The organism is Streptomyces sp. NPDC015171, from assembly GCF_043079545.1.
Lineage (GTDB): Bacteria > Actinomycetota > Actinomycetes > Streptomycetales > Streptomycetaceae > Streptomyces.
Map to the genome: position 1 here is coordinate 231120 of NZ_JBIBUO010000009.1, position 16476 is coordinate 247595.

Below are 16476 nucleotides of genomic sequence, written 5' to 3' on the forward strand. Positions count from 1 at the left end.
GTGTTCGGCCGTCCGGGGGAACGCCCGACGCCCTTGGCGTTTCCCGGAGTTGGCGTTCGGCGTCGTCACGCAGAGCGAGGCGCGGAACGCGATCGCACGCCCTGCGCGGGCGCCCCGCGCAGGGGTGGAGCGGTCCTGTTCGCACACCGCGACTCCTCAGTCACGCTACGCTCACAAAGGTGGTGACGCAGACCACGCCCACCCGACACCGGACCAGCCCCTCACCCAGTCAGCCCACTTCGGCGCAGGAACCCCACTCCCTCCCACGGCACAGCACTTCACAGCACTTCACGGCAGAACGGCACAAGGCGACGAATGCCCCAGCACACCTCCGGGTCCGACCGGGCGGCGATCCCCCCAGCCGCCCGCGACGGCGGCAGCGTGCGACCGCCCGCCCCCTCGACGCTCGACGAGCTGTGGCGGTCGTACAAGGCGACGGGGGACGACCGGCTGCGGGAGCAGCTGATCCTGCACTACTCGCCGCTGGTGAAGTACGTGGCGGGCAGGGTCAGCGTCGGGCTGCCGCCCAACGTGGAGCAGGCCGACTTCGTCTCCTCGGGGGTGTTCGGGCTGATCGACGCGATCGAGAAGTTCGACATCGACCGGGAGATCAAGTTCGAGACGTACGCGATCACCCGCATCCGCGGCGCGATGATCGACGAGCTGCGGGCGCTGGACTGGATCCCCCGCTCGGTCCGGCAGAAGGCGCGCAACGTCGAGCGCGCCTACGCCACCCTGGAGGCGCGGCTGCGGCGGACGCCGACGGAGGGCGAGGTCGCCGCCGAACTGGGCATGGAGGTCGATGAACTCCATGCCGTGTTCAGCCAGTTGTCGCTGGCCAACGTGGTAGCCCTGGAGGAGCTGCTGCACGTCGGCGGCGAGGGCGGGGACCGGCTCAGCCTGATGGACACGCTGGAGGACACCGCCGCCGACAACCCGGTGGAGGTGGCCGAGGACCGGGAGCTGCGGAGGTTCCTGGCGCGGGCGATCAACACGCTGCCCGAGCGGGAGAAGACCGTCGTCACCCTCTACTACTACGAGGGACTCACCCTCGCCGAGATCGGCAATGTGCTCGGCGTCACCGAGAGCCGGGTCAGCCAGATCCACACCAAGTCGGTGCTGCAGCTCCGGGCCAAGCTGGCCGGCTTCGGGCGCTGAGTCCTCCCCTCGCGGGCGGCGTGTCCGTACAGTGGACGACGTGCCAAGGATTCGAGCGGCCTCCGTGGCCGAACACCGGTCGATGCAGCGAGCCGCCCTGCTGGACGCGGCTCGGTCCCTGCTGTCCGAGGGCGGGACGGAGGCGCTGACCTTCCCCGCGCTGGCCGAGCGGACGGGCCTTGCGCGCTCGTCCGTCTACGAGTACTTCCGCTCCCGGGCCGCCGTGGTCGAGGAGCTGTGCGAGGCCGACTTCCCGGTGTGGGCCGCGGAGGTCGAGGCGGCCATGGAGCGTGCCGGCTCGGCCGAGGGCAAGGTCGAGGCCTACGTGCGCCGGCAGCTGGCCCTGGTGGGGGACCGGCGGCACCGGGCGGTCGTGGCCATCTCCGCGAGTGAGCTGGACGCCGGGGCGCGGGAGAAGATCCGGGCCGCGCACGGGGGCCTGGTCGCGATGATCGCCGAGGCGCTGGCGGAGATGGGGCACGCACAGCCCCGGCTGGCCGCCATGCTGCTGCAAGGGGTCGTGGACGCGGCGGTACGGAGGATCGAGCTGGGGGCGGCGGAGGATCCGACGGCCATCACCGACGCCGCTGTTTCCATGGCGCTGCGCGGTGTGCGGGGCTGAGCCCGGCCGGGGCGGGTACGCCTTCCCGTAGCCCGTAGCCCGTAGCCCGTAGCCCGTAGCCCGTAGCCCGTAGCCCGTAGCCCGTAGCCCGTAGCCCGTAGCCGGCAGGTTGGTGCGGGCAGTTTGTGGCGGCCCGCCGTGTCCTACCCCGGCAGCGGCAGCAGGCGGGACGGGCCGCGGTGCAGGAGCCGGCGGGGGAGCAGGGACAGGGGGTTCAGATAGGTCCTGTCCCGCCGCAGGCCCCAGTGCAAACAGGTCGCCGGGGCGCAGTGGGAGACCGCCGGTTCCACCGCTCCCAGGACCTCGCCCGCGGTCACCTCGTCGCCCTCGCGCACGGTCGTGCGCACCGGCTCGTACGTGGTGCGCAGGTCCGTGCCCGTCAGGGTCACCGACACCACGCCCCGTCCCGCGACCCGGCCCGCGAACAGCACCCGGCCCGGGGCCACCGCGCGCACCGGGGAGCCGGCGGACGCCGCCAGATCCACGCCGCGGTGGCCGGGACCGTACGCCGTCGCGGGTGGTTCCCAGCCCCGCAGCACCGGCGGGCGCACCCCGACCGGCCAGGTGCGGGCGACGGCCGGAACCGGAGCCCGAGAGGCCGGTGGGGGAGCCGGGGGCGGAGTGTCCGCCCAGGCCAGAGGCGTGAGCGCGATCAACGCCAGACCCGGCGGCACAGCCGCCGCCCACACCGCCCACCCCGTCGCACAGCGCATCGCTCGTCGCATGCCCACACCGTCCCGCACCCCCGCCGGTCATGGCCGGACCTGTGGACTACTGACCGGTTGTGGACAGTGGCGTCACCCGCTGCCTCGGCGGTCCCGTACACTTCTTCTGGCGATCTGGGTCACCGGGTCGACTTCGCACGCCCCGGTACGAGGCCCGGCAACGGTTCGTACCAAGCGCCTCTCGGTCCTTTGCGGCACGGCGCGCGTGGGCGTCAGGCGCGACCGCCGTCCGGCGGACGCGGCACAACCGAGAACACCAAGGAGAACGGCCATGGCCGTCGTCACGATGCGGGAGCTGCTGGAGAGCGGCGTCCACTTCGGTCACCAGACCCGTCGCTGGAACCCGAAGATGAAGCGCTTCATCTTCACCGAGCGCAACGGCATCTACATCATCGACCTGCTCCAGTCGCTGTCGTACATCGACCGCGCCTACGAGTTCGTCAAGGAGACCGTCGCCCACGGCGGCACGGTCATGTTCGTCGGCACGAAGAAGCAGGCGCAGGAGGCCATCGCCGAGCAGGCCACCCGCGTCGGCATGCCCTACGTCAACCAGCGCTGGCTGGGCGGCATGCTCACCAACTTCTCGACCGTCTACAAGCGTCTGCAGCGCCTCAAGGAGCTCGAGCAGATCGACTTCGAGGACGTCGCCGCCTCCGGTCTTACCAAGAAGGAGCTTCTCGTGCTCTCGCGCGAGAAGGCCAAGCTGGAGAAGACCCTCGGTGGTATCCGCGAGATGCAGAAGGTGCCCAGCGCCGTCTGGATCGTGGACACCAAGAAGGAGCACATCGCGGTCGGCGAGGCCCGGAAGCTCAACATCCCGGTCGTCGCCATCCTCGACACCAACTGCGACCCCGACGAGGTCGACTACAAGATCCCGGGCAACGACGACGCGATCCGCTCCGTCACCCTGCTCACCCGCGTGATCGCCGACGCCGTCGCCGAGGGCCTCATCTCCCGCTCGCGCGTCGCCACCGGTGACAAGGGCGAGAAGGCCGCCGCCGAGCCGCTCGCCGAGTGGGAGCGCGACCTGCTCGAGGGTGAGAAGAAGGACGAGGCTCCGGCCGCCGAGGCCGAGGCCGCTCCGGCCGCCGCCGAGGCCGAGGCTGCTCCGGCCGCCGAGGCTGAGGCCGCTCCGGCCGCCGAGGCCGAGGGCGAGAAGGCCGCCGAGGGCGAGCAGGCCTGACGTCAGCGTTGACGGCGGGGGCGGCGACATGAAGTCCGCCCCCGCTGTTCACCCGTAGGTCGGCACGGAGTGCGCGGTCCGCGACTACATGTGGAAGCGCACACCGTGCGGATCTGAAGATCTTCCAGACTTCGAGAAAGACTCACAGACTCATGGCGAACTACACCGCCGCCGACGTCAAGAAGCTCCGTGAGCTCACGGGCGCCGGCATGATGGACTGCAAGAAGGCCCTGGACGAGGCCGAGGGCAACGTCGACAAGGCCGTCGAGGCGCTGCGCATCAAGGGCCAGAAGGGCGTCGCCAAGCGCGAGGGCCGCTCCGCCGAGAACGGCGCCGTGGTCTCCATCATCGCCGACGACAACTCCTCCGGTGTCCTGGTCGAGCTGAAGTGCGAGACGGACTTCGTCGCCAAGGGCGAGAAGTTCCAGGCCGTGGCCCAGGCCATCGCCGAGCACGTCGCCAAGACGAACCCGGCCGACATCGAGGCCCTGCTCGCCTCCGAGATCGAGGCCGGCAAGACCGTCCAGGCGTTCGTGGACGAGGCCAACGCCAACCTCGGTGAGAAGATCGTCCTGGACCGCTTCGCGCAGTTCTCCGACGGCTACGTCACCGCGTACATGCACCGCACGATGCCCGACCTGCCCCCGCAGATCGGTGTCCTCGTCGAGCTGGACAAGCCGAACGCCGAGGTCGCCAAGGGCATCGCGCAGCACATCGCCGCCTTCGCGCCGAAGTACCTCTCCAAGGACGAGGTGCCGGCCGAGGTCGTCGAGACCGAGCGCCGTGTCGCCGAGGAGACCACCCGCGCCGAGGGCAAGCCCGAGGCCGCGATCGCCAAGATCGTCGAGGGTCGTCTGAACGGCTTCTTCAAGGACGCCACGCTGCTCGGCCAGCCGTACGCGCTCGACAACAAGAAGTCGGTCCAGAAGGTTCTGGACGAGGCCGGTGTCACCCTGAAGCGCTTCTCGCGCATCAAGGTCGGCATCTGAGTCCGTACCGATCGACGCACGACCCACGGAGAAATCCCCCGGGAATTCCCGATAGGGTCGACAGCAGTCGTCCGGTAGAGCGCCACACCCCGGCGTGAGGCGGACGACAGCAGATCTGACGAGGAGGCCATTGCCGCGTATGGGAGCGAAAAGCGACCCCATCGGCAATGGCCTTCTTCGTATGTGCAACACGTGAAAGAGGCGGGATCCCCCATGACCACCAAGGCCCAGAAGAGCGACGACGGCAAAGTACGCGGCCGGTTTCTGCTGAAGCTGTCCGGAGAGGCCTTCTCCGGTGGCGGGGGCCTGGGCGTCGACCCCGACGTGGTGCACAAGATCGCCCGCGAGATCGCGGCCGTCGTGCGTGACGGCGCGCAGATCGCGGTCGTCATCGGCGGCGGCAACTTCTTCCGCGGCGCCGAACTCCAGCAGCGCGGCATGGACCGCGCCCGCTCCGACTACATGGGCATGCTCGGCACCGTGATGAACTGCCTCGCCCTCCAGGACTTCCTGGAGAAGGAGGGCATCCAGTCCCGCGTGCAGACCGCCATCACCATGGGCCAGGTCGCCGAGCCGTACATCCCGCTGCGTGCCGTGCGCCACCTGGAGAAGGGCCGTGTGGTCATCTTCGGCGCCGGTATGGGCATGCCGTACTTCTCCACCGACACCACCGCCGCCCAGCGCGCCCTGGAGATCGACGCCGAGGCGCTGCTCATGGGCAAGAACGGCGTGGACGGGGTCTACGACTCCGACCCCAAGACCAACCCCGACGCCGTCAAGTTCGACGCGCTCGGCTACGGCGAGGTCATCACCCGTGACCTCAAGGTCGCCGACGCCACCGCCATCACGCTGTGCCGTGACAACAAGCTCCCCATCCTTGTCTTCGAGCTTCTCGCGGAGGGCAATATCGCCCGCGCCGTCAAGGGTGAGAAGATCGGCACGCTGGTGGGCGAGCAGGGCAGCCGGGACTGACCCGGCATCAACCCGGCAGGTGCCGCCCGGCCCCGTGAGGAGGCCGGACCCCGGCCGGGGGATGGACAATGTCCTGCCGGTCGGGAACCGTGCAGGAAGAAGACGCGACGCAGCCGGCCGCCGCCCCGACGTGGAACCGGAGCCGGGCCTTACTCAAGACACGCAGGAGCAAGTGGTGATCGAAGAGACCCTCCTCGAGGCCGAGGAGAAGATGGAGAAGGCCGTCGTGGTCGCCAAGGAGGACTTCGCCGCGATCCGCACCGGCCGTGCGCACCCGGCGATGTTCAACAAGATCGTGGCCGACTACTACGGTGCCCTGACGCCGATCAACCAGCTGGCCTCGTTCTCCGTGCCGGAACCGCGCATGGCGGTGGTGACCCCGTTCGACAAGAGCGCGCTGCGCAACATCGAGCAGGCGATCCGCGACTCCGACCTGGGCGTCAACCCGAGCAACGACGGCAACATCATCCGTGTGGTGTTCCCCGAGCTGACCGAGGAGCGCCGCCGCGAGTACATCAAGGTCGCCAAGGGCAAGGGCGAGGACTCGAAGGTCTCGATCCGTTCCGTGCGCCGCAAGGCCAAGGACACCATCGACAAGCTGATCAAGGACGGCGAGATCGGTGAGGACGAGGGCCGCCGTGCCGAGAAGGAGCTGGACGACCTCACGTCGAAGTACGTCGCCCAGGTGGACGAGCTCCTGAAGCACAAGGAAGCGGAGCTGCTCGAAGTCTGATGAGCGACTCTTCCTGGGGGGCGCCGCCGTCTGCGGGGCAGGCCGGGTACTGGGGGCCCACCGCGGGTGGGCCTGTCCAGGGGGCTGCCCCGGCGGGTCCCGCGTACGATGCGCCTGAGGCGCAGCAGACTCGCCCCATGCCCATCGTGCCCGACGGACCCGCGTTCGGCGGAGACCAGGACGACGATCGGGGGGCCGCCCGGCCGAGCGGCCCCTTGTTCCGAGACGAGACGTTCCAGACCGGGCACCTCCCGGCCGAGACCCAGAACCCGGAGCCCATGCCCGACGCCCCGCAGCCGGCGCCAGCGCCGCAGAAGAAGAGCGCGGGCCGTGACCTGAGCGCGGCCATAGGCGTCGGGGTCGGGCTCGGTGTGGTGATCGTCGCGTCCCTGTTCATCGTCAAGGCCGTCTTCGTCGGCGTCATCGCGGTCGCCGTCGTCGTCGGTCTGTGGGAGCTGACCAGCAGGCTCCAGGAGCGCAAGGGCATCAAGGCGCCGCTGGTGCCGCTCGCGGTCGGCGGTGCGGCCATGGTCGTCGCCGGCTATGTGCGCGGCGCCGAGGGCGCGTGGGTCGCCATGGCCCTCACCGCGCTGGCCGTCCTGGTCTGGCGGATGACGGAACCACCCGAGGGCTACCTCAAGGACGTCACGGCCGGTGTCTTCGCCGCGTTCTACGTGCCCTTCCTGGCCACGTTCGTCGCGCTGATGCTCACCGCGGAGGACGGCTCCTGGCGCGTCCTGACCTTCCTGCTGCTGACGGTGGTCAGCGACACCGGCGCCTACGCGGTCGGCTGGCGGTTCGGCAAGCACAAGCTCGCTCCGCGCATCAGCCCCGGCAAGACCCGTGAGGGCCTGCTGGGCGCGGTGCTGTTCGCGATGGTCTCGGGCGCGCTGTGCATGCAGTTCCTGATCGACGAGGGCAGCTGGTGGCAGGGTCTGCTGCTGGGCCTCGCGGTCGCGGCCAGCGCCACGCTGGGCGACCTCGGGGAATCCATGATCAAGCGGGACCTGGGCATCAAGGACATGGGCACCTTGCTTCCCGGGCACGGCGGCATCATGGACCGCCTGGACTCGCTGCTTCCCACGGCACCCGTGGTCTGGCTGCTGATGGTGGTGTTCGTCGGCTCCGCGTGAGCCGCGCGGTCACGGCTTTCCGGGCCCCCGTCCTGAGCACAGGGCGGGGGCCCGTCGTCGTGCACGGGCCCGGCCCCACGCCCCGCGCACCCGGATGCCGCAGCAGGAATCGGCGGCCGGGGGCGCCGCGCGGCAGACTCCCTGTGAGGGCGGACCCGCCCTGAGGACGGTGTCCTTGCCGCCCGGCGTCGCCCGCAGGGAGAGTGCCCGATGCCCCTCGACCCGGCCCCCGGCCCCGCACCCCTCGACCCCGCCCCCGGCCCGGCACCCGTCGGTCCGGCCGCCGCCCCGCCGCCCCCGCCGGTGCGGTTCTGGCCCGTCGACGATCTCCCCGCGCTCGACCCCGACCCGTTCCTGGACGAGCTGCTGCGCGACGAGCCGGTGACCCGGATCCGGCTGCCGTACGGCGAGGGACACGCCTGGCTGGTCACCCGGTACGAGGACGTCCGCTTCGTCACCTCCGATCCGCGCTTCTCCCGGGAACGGGTCGCCGGCCGCGCGGTCACCACCATGCGCCCGGTACCGGTGGCCTCGCAGACGGCCGGCCTGCAGTACATCGACCCGCCCCGGCACACCCTGCTGCGCCGGGTCGTCGCCCGCGCGTTCACCGGGCGCAGCATGGCGCGGCTGCGTCCGCTCGCGGAGCACAGGGCCGCCGAGCTGCTCGACGGGATGGCACGCGCCGGTGCCCCGGCCGACCTGATGGAGCATCTGCACGGCCCCTTCCCGATCGCCCTGATCCGCGACTTCCTCGGCGTGGACGAGAAGGACTGGCACCGCTGGGCGGCGACGGGCGAGGCCCTGCTGTCCGCGGGCGCCGCGTCCGAGGACCGTGCGAGGGAGGCCGCCCGTGCCACCCGTACCCGGATCGCCGAGCTGCTGCGGAGCCGTCGCGAGCAGCCCCGCGAAGACCTGGCCGGGGTGCTGGCGCGGGCCACCGCCACGGGAGAGATCACCGACGACGAGGCGGTCTCCCTCGCCATCGCCGTACAGGTCAGCGGCGGCCACGCGGTCCGTAACAACAGCGGTTCGATGATGTACGCGCTGCTCACGCATCCCGGGCACCTGGACCGGCTGCGCCGGGAGCCGGAGCTGCTGCCGCGGGCCGTGGAGGAACTGTTCCGCTACGTCCCGCACCGCAACGGCGTCGGCATCCCCCGGATCGCCACCGAGGACGTCGAGGTCGGCGGACGGCTGGTCCGGGCCGGGGACGTGGTCTACAACTCCTACGTCGCCGCCAACCGCGACCCCGGCGTCTTCCCCGACCCCGACGCCCTGGACTTCGACCGGAGCAACGGCCCCCACCTGGCCTTCGGCCACGGCCCGCACCACTGCCTGGCCGCGGTGATGGCCCGGATGGAGGCCGAGGTCGTGATCGGCTCCGTGCTCGCCCGGTTCCCCGGCATCCGGCTGGCCGTGCGACCGGAGGAGGTCGAGTTCCAGCGCCGGGGCCTGATCCGCGGACCGACGGCTCTGCCGGTGACGTGGTGACGTGGTGACGTGGTGACGTGTTGACGCGGTGACGTGGTGACGGTGGTGCCGGAACCATGCGCGCGTGTGGGACGTCTGCGGGAACGACCAAGTCGTCCGGGACCACGGCTTCCGGCATGACCGCACAGGTGGGGAACATGATCTTTCTACTGCTCGGGGTTCTGGCGCTCGTCGTCGGCGGATGCGTCTGCGTGGTCTGGGCGGACCGCGGCGGGCCGCGCTGGGCCCGTGTCGTCGCGGCCGTGACGCTCGTACTGGGCGAGCTGGTGCGCGACTCAGGCAAGAAGCGAAGCCGGAGCCTGGGCAGGAGCGGCACCGCGGACGACTGAGCACGGCTGCCGCCAGGGGCCCCTGGCAAACGCCCCGTGCCGCTGGCGGACGTCCACGCGGTCGCCGCCGGCGGTGGCGGTCACTCCTCGGCTTCCATCCAGTGCACGCACTTCAGCTCTTGTCCCCGCAGCTCGTACTTGACGCAGAGCCGGGCCCGGATCACCGGCCGATCGCTGTCCCGGTCATGGAACTCGGTGATGACCCGGCCGCCCTCGATCCGGGAGACTCCGTACTGCCGGGCGTAGTCGACGTCCAGCTCGCGCTCCACGGCGAGACTCGCGAGGGCGTATTTCCCGGCCGCCTCAGGGTGCTTCCTGAACACGTCCGTGATCTCGGCGAAGAACGCGGTGTCCGACGTGGTGTCGTAGCCAGCAGAAGTCACGGCCATCTCCTCGGGCTGTCATGCGGCGGATGTTCCCTGTCTCCAGGCTGCTACGCGGCGCATCCCCGTGCCAGCCGGGCCGAGCGGGCTCGGACGGGCCAGGGCGGCCTCCGGGTGTCGCCGGTCACCCCAGCGGCCGACGGCCCCGGGTCACCCAAGTGGATCTGCGACACTGGTAGCGCCATGCCTAAGCCCGGAGAACTCACATTCGTCGCCCCGCGCGGAGCCAAGAAGCCGCCGCGGCATCTCGCCGATCTCACGCCCGCCGAGCGCAAGGACGCTGTGGCCGAGACCGGTGAGAAGCCGTTCCGTGCCAAGCAGCTCGCGCAGCACTACTTCGCGCGGTACACGCACGACCCGGAGCAGTGGACCGACATCCCCGCCGGTTCGCGCGCCAAGCTCCGGGAAGCGCTGTTCCCCGAGCTGATGACCGTCGTCCGGCATCTGTCCACCGACCAGGGCACCACGCGCAAGACGCTGTGGCGGCTGTTCGACGGGACGCTGGTCGAGTCGGTGCTGATGCGGTACCCGGACCGGGTCACCATGTGCATCAGCTCGCAGGCCGGATGCGGCATGAACTGCCCGTTCTGCGCCACCGGCCAGGCGGGCCTGGACCGCAACCTGTCCACCGCCGAGATCGTCCACCAGATCGTGGACGGGATGCGGGCGCTCCGGGACGGGGAGGTGCCCGGCGGCCCGGCGCGGCTGTCCAACATCGTGTTCATGGGCATGGGCGAGCCGCTCGCCAACTACAAGCGGGTCGTCGGTGCCATCCGCGCGCTCACCGACCCGGCCCCCGACGGCCTCGGGCTCTCGCAGCGCGGGATCACCGTGTCGACCGTCGGGCTGGTGCCGGCCATCCACCGGTTCGCCGACGAGGGCTTCAAGTGCCGGCTCGCGATCTCCCTGCACGCCCCCGACGACGAGCTGCGCGACACCCTCGTCCCCGTCAACACGCGCTGGAAGGTGCGTGAGGTGCTGGACGCCGGGTTCGAGTACGCGGAGAAGAGCGGGCGCCGGCTGTCCATCGAGTACGCCCTGATCCGGGACATCAACGACCAGGCCTGGCGCGGCGACCGGCTCGGCCGGCTGCTCAAGGGCAGGCCCGTGCACGTCAACCTGATCCCGCTGAACCCGACGCCGGGTTCGAAGTGGACCGCGTCGCGGCCCGAGGACGAGAAGGCGTTCGTCGAGGCCATCGCCGCGCACGGGGTGCCCGTCACCGTACGGGACACCCGTGGGCAGGAGATCGACGGAGCCTGCGGTCAGCTCGCGGCCACCGAGCGGTAACCTGGCCGGGTCCACACAACTTCATATTCCGACAGGGGAGCGCCACAGCGCTGAGAGTGCGGCAACCGGGCCGCAGACCCTCTGAACCTCGCCCAGGTCATTCTGGGTAGGAAGTTCGGTCATCACTCAAGCTGTTGCGCCCTGCCCGGCTCCGCCCCGCGGAGCCGGGCAGGGCCGCGTCTCTTCCTGGCCAACCCCCAGGAGGACATCCAGTGCACAACAAGACCCTCACGGCCGCGGCGGTCGGGCTCGGCCTGATCGCGCTGCCCGCCCTGACCGGGTGCGGCTCGGGCGGCACGGCGTCGTCCGACTCCAAGACCGTGACGCTGGTCAGCCACAACTCGTGGGCCGTCTCGAAGAACGTGCTCAAGGACTTCGAGAAGCGCTCCGGGTACCGGGTCAGGGTCCTCGAGGACGGCGACGCCGGGCAGGCCGTCAACAAGGCGATCCTGACCAAGGACCACCCGCAGGGCGACGTCTTCTTCGGCGTCGACAACACCCTGCTGTCCCGGGCCCTCGACAACGGCCTCTTCCAGCCGTACACGGCCAAGGGCCTCGACACGGTCGGCGCCGCCTACCAGCTCGACAAGGCCGAGCACCGGGTCACGCCCGTCGACTACGGCGACATCTGCGTCAACTACGACAAGGCCTACTTCAGCGAGCACAAGCTGGCCCCGCCGCGGTCCTTCGCCGACCTGGCCGATCCCGCGTACAAGAACCTCCTCGTCACCGAGAACGCGGCCACCTCCTCGCCGGGGCTCGGCTTACTGCTCGGCAGCGCCGCGAGCTACGGCGACAAGGGCTGGCCGGAGTACTGGAAGAAGCTCAAGGCCAACGGCGTCAAGGTCGTCGACGGCTGGGAGCAGGCCTACTCCCAGGAGTTCTCCGGCTCCTCCGGGGGCAGGAAGGCGGGCGGCGACCGGCCGCTCGTGGTGTCGTACGCCTCCTCGCCGCCCGCTGAGGTGATCTACGCCAAGAAGCGGCCGAGCACCGCCCCGACGGGTGTGGTGAGCGGCACCTGCTTCCGGCAGACCGAGTTCGCCGGGGTGCTGAGCAACGCCGGCAACCCCGAGGGCGCCAAGGCGTTCGTCGACTTCCTGGTCTCCAAGGAGTTCCAGGAGGACATGCCGCTGAACATGTACGTCTACCCGGTGGTGGGGGGCGCGAAGGTGCCCGCCGAGTTCACCGCGTACGGGCCGGCCGCCGAGCACCCCGAGACCATGGCGCCCGGCAAGATCGCCGCCAACCGCGACCAGTGGGTCAAGACGTGGACGTCGCTCGTACTGAAGTGACGGGCCGTGAGCGGGACCGGCGCGGGAACGCGGCCCGGCTCGGGCTGATGGCCCTGCCGGTCGCGTTCTTCGCGCTGTTCTTCGCCTGGCCGGTGGCCGCGATCGTCGTCCGCGGACTGAAGGCCGACGGCGTCTGGCGGTTCGGGCGGATCGCGGACGTCCTCGCGCAGCCGGACATCCGGCACGTGCTGTGGTTCACCACCTGGCAGGCGCTCGCCTCCACCGCGCTCACCCTGCTGCTCGCGCTGCCCGCCGCCTATGTCTTCGCCCGCCTCGACTTCCCGGGCAAGCAGGTGCTGCGGGCCGTCGTCACGGTTCCCTTCGTGCTGCCGACCGTGGTGGCCGGCAGCGCCTTCCTGGCGCTGGTCGGACACCACGGCCTCCTGGACGAGCTGTGGGGGGTACGGCTCGACACCACGGTGTGGGCGATCCTGCTCGCCCATGTCTTCTTCAACTACGCCGTCGTCGTACGGACCGTCGGCGGGCTGTGGGCCCAGCTCGACCCCCGGCAGGAGGAGGCCGCCCGGATGCTGGGCGCCTCCCCGCTGGGCGCGTGGCGGAAGGTCACGCTGCCCGCGCTCGGGCCCGCCGTGGCCGCCGCCGCCCTGATGGTGTTCCTGTTCACCTTCACCTCCTTCGGTGTGGTGCAGATCCTCGGCGGCCCCGCCTTCTCCACCCTCGAAGTGGAGATCTACCGGCAGACCTCCGAGATCTTCGACCTGTCCACGGCGGCCGTCCTCACCCTCGTCCAGTTCGCCGCGGTCGGCGCGATCCTGGCCGTGCACGCCTGGACGGTACGGCGCCGGGAGAGCGCCCTGCGGCTGGTGGACGCCTCCGGCACCGCCCGCCGGCCGCGCGGGGCCGGGCAGCGGGCGCTGCTCGCCGGGGTCCTCGGCACCATCGCGCTGCTCCTGGTCCTGCCGCTCGCCGTGCTCGTGCGGCGCTCGCTCGACGCGCCCGGCTTCGGCTACTACCGGGCGCTGGCCGACGCGGACGGCGGTACGTTCCTGGTGGCGCCCGTGCAGGCGGTGTGGACCTCGCTGGAGTACGCTGCCGCCGCGACCGCCATCGCCGTGGTGATCGGCGCTCTCGCCGCCGCCGCGCTGGCCCGCCGGGACGCGGGACGGCTGGTACGGGGCTTCGACGCGCTGCTGATGCTGCCGCTCGGCGTCTCCGCCGTGACCGTCGGCTTCGGCTTCCTCATCGCGCTCGACAAGCCGCCGCTGGACCTGCGCCAGTCGTGGATCCTGGTGCCGCTCGCCCAGGCGCTGGTCGGCGCCCCCTTCGTCGTCCGGACGATGCTGCCCGTGCTGCGCGCGGTGGACGTCCGCCTCAGGGAGGCCGCCGCCGTGCTCGGGGCCTCGCCCTGGCGGGTGTGGCGGGAGGTCGATCTGCCGATGGTGCGGCGGGCGCTGCTGGTCGCCGCCGGGTTCGCGTTCGCCGTGTCGCTGGGCGAGTTCGGGGCGACGGTGTTCATCGCCCGGCCCGACAACCCCACGCTCCCGGTCGCCGTGGCCCGGCTGCTCAGCCGCCCCGGCGATCTCAACTACGGCCAGGCGATGGCCCTTTCGACGATTCTGATGGTGGTGTGCGCCGCCGCGCTGCTGATCCTCGAGCGGCTGCGGACCGACCGGACGGGGGAGTTCTGATGCTGCTGAGCCTGGATGCCGCGACCGTGCGGTTCGGCGGGCGGGCCGTGCTCGACGCGGTCGGTCTCGATGTCGCCGAGCACGAGGTGGTGTGTGTGCTCGGCCCCAGCGGCAGCGGCAAGTCGACGCTGCTGCGGGCCGTCGCCGGTCTGCAGCCGCTGGACTCCGGGCGGGTGCTGCTCGGCGGGCGCGACCAGCGGGGCGTGCCCGCGCACAAGCGGGGCGTCGGGCTGATGTTCCAGGACCACCAGCTGTTCCCGCAGCGGGACGTCGGCGCGAACGTGGCGTTCGGGCTGCGGATGCACGGCGTCACCAAGGGCGAACGGGACGCCGAGGTGGGCCAGTTGCTGGAGCTGGTCGGGTTGCCGGGTGCCGCCCGGCGGGCGGTCGCCGCGCTGTCCGGCGGCGAGCAGCAGCGCGTGGCCCTCGCCCGGGCGCTGGCGCCCCGCCCCCGGCTGCTCATGCTGGACGAACCGCTCGGCCAGCTCGACCGCTCGCTGCGGGAGCGGCTCGTGGTCGAACTGCGGGAGCTGTTCGGCCGGTTGGGCACGACCGTGCTCGCCGTGACCCACGACCAGGGCGAGGCGTTCGCGCTGGCCGACCGGGTGGTGGTGATGCGGGACGGGCGGATCGCGCAGTCCGGGACGCCGATCGAGGTGTGGCAGCGGCCCGCCGACGCGTTCGTGGCCCGCTTCCTCGGCTTCGAGAACGTGGTGCCGGCGACGGTCGCGGGCACGGTCGCGGACAGCCCGTGGGGCAAGCTGCCGGTGCCCGACGGCTCGCCGCAGGGCGGCCGTACCGTCCTCGTCCGCCCCGCCGGGGTGCGGCTGGTGCCGGCCGACCAGGGGCTGGCCTGCACGGTGACCGCCCGCACCTTCAAGGGCACCCATGTCTCCGTGCACCTTCAGCCGGTGGACGGGCCGCGGATCGAAGCGGCCTGCGCGCTGCGCGACACGCCGGAGCCCGGTGCCCTGGCCGGCGTGGAGTTCGACGCGGCCGAGACCGTCGTCCTCGACTGATCCGGGCCCGGACGCGGCACCGGCACACCACCGCGGCCCGTTCCCTGGGGATAGGGGGACGGGCCGCGGGGGGTACGCGAGTGGGGCGCCGTGAGCGGTGCGGCGGCCCGGTGTCAGCTGTCGCGGCTCGCTCCGCGGCGGCGCATGCCGAACCAGACCGCGCCGCCGCCGACGACGACCAGGGCGGCCGCCAGGCCGGCGATCAGGCCGGTGTTGGAGTTCGCACCGGTCTCGGCGAGGTTCGAGTCACCGGCGGCCGGGGAGGGCGCGTTGCCCGAGGTGTCCGCGGGGGCGGTGCTGGACTCGGAGGCGGACGGCGCCGGGGTCGGGGTCGCCGACTCGGCCGGGGCGGATTCCGACGGGGAGGACGACGGCGTCGTGGAGGCCGGCGGCGTCGGGGTCTGGCTCTCGGTCTTGCAGGCGGTGGAGGGGGTCACCAGATCGGGCTGTATGTCCTCGTCGACGGCCCGCTCGGCCTTGACGTGCACCCGGTAGGTGGCGTTCGGCTTCCAGTCCTCGGCGAAGGTGATCCGGGCGCCCTCCTTCGACCCCGTGACCGGCTGCTCGCCGACCTTGGTCTCGATGCCGCCGACGCCCTTGAGGAAGACGGTGACGGTGGCCTGGACGGCGGAGGCGTCGGTGTCGGTGACGACGATGACGCCCTTGTCGCCGTCGCACTTGGCTTCTGCGGAGAAGTCCTTGATGTTGCACGCGAGAGCGGAGCCTGCCAGGCCCAGCACCAGCGCCGTCGACCCGGAGGCCACACCCAGGATGCGTACGGAACGGCGTACGCTACGGCGAGTCATGGACAACGTTTGTCCTTTACAGAGTGCAATTGCGGGGGGTTGCGGAGGAGTTGGGGCGAGGATGAGGTGAGGCCCCAGCACCCCCGGGAGGCTCACAGGTTTATAAGCGCTCCATAAGCAGTGTCAACGCATATGCCGTCAACGAGCGTTGACTTTGCCCGCTTATTAACCACCCGGACGTTTGAATGCCTCTGATGCCGCTCGTTCCGGTCAACGAGGGCGATACGGGGCGGACTTGGTGCGGGCCGGGCGGTTCAGCCCTGGACGGCCGCCGGGTCCATCCACATGACCTCCCAGGTGTGGCCGTCGAGGTCGTCGAAGGCGCGGCCGTACATGAAGCCGTGGTCCTGGGTCCGGCCGCTCGCCGTGCCGCCGGCCGCGATGGCGTTGTCGACCAGCTCGTCCACCTTCTGGCGGCTCTCGGCGCTCAGACAGATCAGCACCTCGCTGACGGCCGTCGCGTCCGCGATCTCCTTCTGGGTGAAGGTGGCGTAGAACGGCTTGGTCAGCAGCATCGCGACGATGGTGTCGCTGATCACCACGGAGGCCGCGTTCTCGTCGCTGAACTGCGGGTTGATCGTGTAGCCCAGCTCCGTGAAGAACTTCTTCGAGGCGTCGAGGTCGTTCACGGGCAGGTTCACGAAGATCATCTGCTGGTACATGGGGCCTCTCCCGGTCGGGGTCGTGCGCGTTCGTCGCGTT

The 16476-nt window shown here is 71.1% G+C and carries 17 protein-coding genes and 1 riboswitch; of the genes, 13 read left to right on the forward strand and 4 right to left on the reverse strand.

From position 1 onward, the window contains the following. Positions 1-315 precede the first annotated feature (315 nt). A complete protein-coding gene (gene whiG, locus ACF073_RS25080) occupies positions 316-1158 on the forward strand; it encodes an RNA polymerase sigma factor WhiG (protein ID WP_392073530.1) in 843 nt (280 codons plus the stop codon). A gap of 64 nt (positions 1159-1222) precedes the next feature. After that, complete coding sequence (locus ACF073_RS25085; RefSeq protein ID WP_392073717.1) at positions 1223-1780, forward strand: TetR/AcrR family transcriptional regulator; 558 nt, start codon at positions 1223-1225, stop codon at positions 1778-1780. 143 nt (positions 1781-1923) lie between these two features. Here ACF073_RS25085 and ACF073_RS25090 read toward each other — a convergent pair whose 3' ends face one another. Continuing rightward, on the reverse strand, positions 1924-2505 hold the full coding sequence (locus ACF073_RS25090) for a murein hydrolase activator EnvC family protein (RefSeq protein ID WP_392073532.1): 582 nt from the start codon (positions 2503-2505) through the stop codon (positions 1924-1926). 271 nt (positions 2506-2776) lie between these two features. On the opposite strand from ACF073_RS25090, the gene rpsB reads away from it, so the two are divergent. From rpsB to ACF073_RS25125, 7 genes are all read left to right on the forward strand, one after another. Next, complete coding sequence (gene rpsB, locus ACF073_RS25095) at positions 2777-3688, forward strand: 30S ribosomal protein S2 (protein WP_392073534.1); 912 nt, start codon at positions 2777-2779, stop codon at positions 3686-3688. A 152-nt stretch (positions 3689-3840) separates the two neighbouring features. After that, positions 3841-4677: a translation elongation factor Ts gene (gene tsf / locus ACF073_RS25100; RefSeq protein WP_392073537.1), complete on the forward strand. Its 837-nt coding sequence runs from the start codon at positions 3841-3843 to the stop codon at positions 4675-4677. Between the two features lie 213 nt (positions 4678-4890). Further along, positions 4891-5649 carry a UMP kinase gene (gene pyrH / locus ACF073_RS25105; RefSeq protein ID WP_392073539.1) on the forward strand — a complete coding sequence of 253 codons (759 nt, stop codon included), beginning with the start codon at positions 4891-4893 and terminating at the stop codon, positions 5647-5649. Between the two features lie 175 nt (positions 5650-5824). Beyond that, positions 5825-6382, forward strand: coding sequence for a ribosome recycling factor (gene frr / locus ACF073_RS25110; RefSeq protein WP_392073541.1), 558 nt, complete (start codon positions 5825-5827; stop codon positions 6380-6382). Then, the gene (locus ACF073_RS25115; protein WP_392073543.1) at positions 6382-7515 is read left to right on the forward strand and encodes a phosphatidate cytidylyltransferase; all 1134 of its coding nucleotides are present in this window, start codon (positions 6382-6384) and stop codon (positions 7513-7515) included. The genes frr and ACF073_RS25115 overlap by 1 nt, the downstream gene beginning before the upstream one ends. A gap of 210 nt (positions 7516-7725) precedes the next feature. Next, positions 7726-9006: a cytochrome P450 gene (locus ACF073_RS25120; RefSeq protein WP_392073545.1), complete on the forward strand. Its 1281-nt coding sequence runs from the start codon at positions 7726-7728 to the stop codon at positions 9004-9006. 116 nt (positions 9007-9122) lie between these two features. Continuing rightward, complete coding sequence (locus tag ACF073_RS25125) at positions 9123-9335, forward strand: hypothetical protein (RefSeq protein WP_392073547.1); 213 nt, start codon at positions 9123-9125, stop codon at positions 9333-9335. An 80-nt stretch (positions 9336-9415) separates the two neighbouring features. Here ACF073_RS25125 and ACF073_RS25130 read toward each other — a convergent pair whose 3' ends face one another. After that, the gene (locus ACF073_RS25130; RefSeq protein ID WP_392073549.1) at positions 9416-9724 is read right to left on the reverse strand and encodes a hypothetical protein; all 309 of its coding nucleotides are present in this window, start codon (positions 9722-9724) and stop codon (positions 9416-9418) included. Positions 9725-9901: 177 nt separating this feature from the next. Between ACF073_RS25130 and rlmN the strand changes: the two genes are divergently transcribed. The 4 genes from rlmN (at position 9902) to ACF073_RS25150 (ending at position 14968) form a co-directional block, all read left to right on the forward strand. Continuing rightward, positions 9902-11008: a 23S rRNA (adenine(2503)-C(2))-methyltransferase RlmN gene (gene rlmN, locus ACF073_RS25135; protein ID WP_392073551.1), complete on the forward strand. Its 1107-nt coding sequence runs from the start codon at positions 9902-9904 to the stop codon at positions 11006-11008. 23 nt (positions 11009-11031) lie between these two features. Then, positions 11032-11139: riboswitch (TPP riboswitch) on the forward strand. 81 nt (positions 11140-11220) lie between these two features. Then, the gene (locus ACF073_RS25140; RefSeq protein WP_392073552.1) at positions 11221-12300 is read left to right on the forward strand and encodes a thiamine ABC transporter substrate binding subunit; all 1080 of its coding nucleotides are present in this window, start codon (positions 11221-11223) and stop codon (positions 12298-12300) included. 47 nt (positions 12301-12347) lie between these two features. Beyond that, complete coding sequence (locus tag ACF073_RS25145) at positions 12348-13949, forward strand: ABC transporter permease (RefSeq protein WP_392073718.1); 1602 nt, start codon at positions 12348-12350, stop codon at positions 13947-13949. Next, positions 13949-14968, forward strand: a complete 1020-nt coding sequence (locus tag ACF073_RS25150) for an ABC transporter ATP-binding protein (protein ID WP_392073554.1) — start codon at positions 13949-13951, stop codon at positions 14966-14968. The genes ACF073_RS25145 and ACF073_RS25150 overlap by 1 nt, the downstream gene beginning before the upstream one ends. Positions 14969-15081: 113 nt before the next feature. Here the strand turns inward: ACF073_RS25150 and ACF073_RS25155 are convergent, their stop codons facing one another. Next, on the reverse strand, positions 15082-15774 hold the full coding sequence (locus tag ACF073_RS25155; RefSeq protein WP_392073556.1) for an LAETG motif-containing sortase-dependent surface protein: 693 nt from the start codon (positions 15772-15774) through the stop codon (positions 15082-15084). A 254-nt stretch (positions 15775-16028) separates the two neighbouring features. Further along, complete coding sequence (locus ACF073_RS25160) at positions 16029-16436, reverse strand: VOC family protein (protein WP_392073558.1); 408 nt, start codon at positions 16434-16436, stop codon at positions 16029-16031. Between the last annotated feature and the right edge of the window lie 40 nt (positions 16437-16476).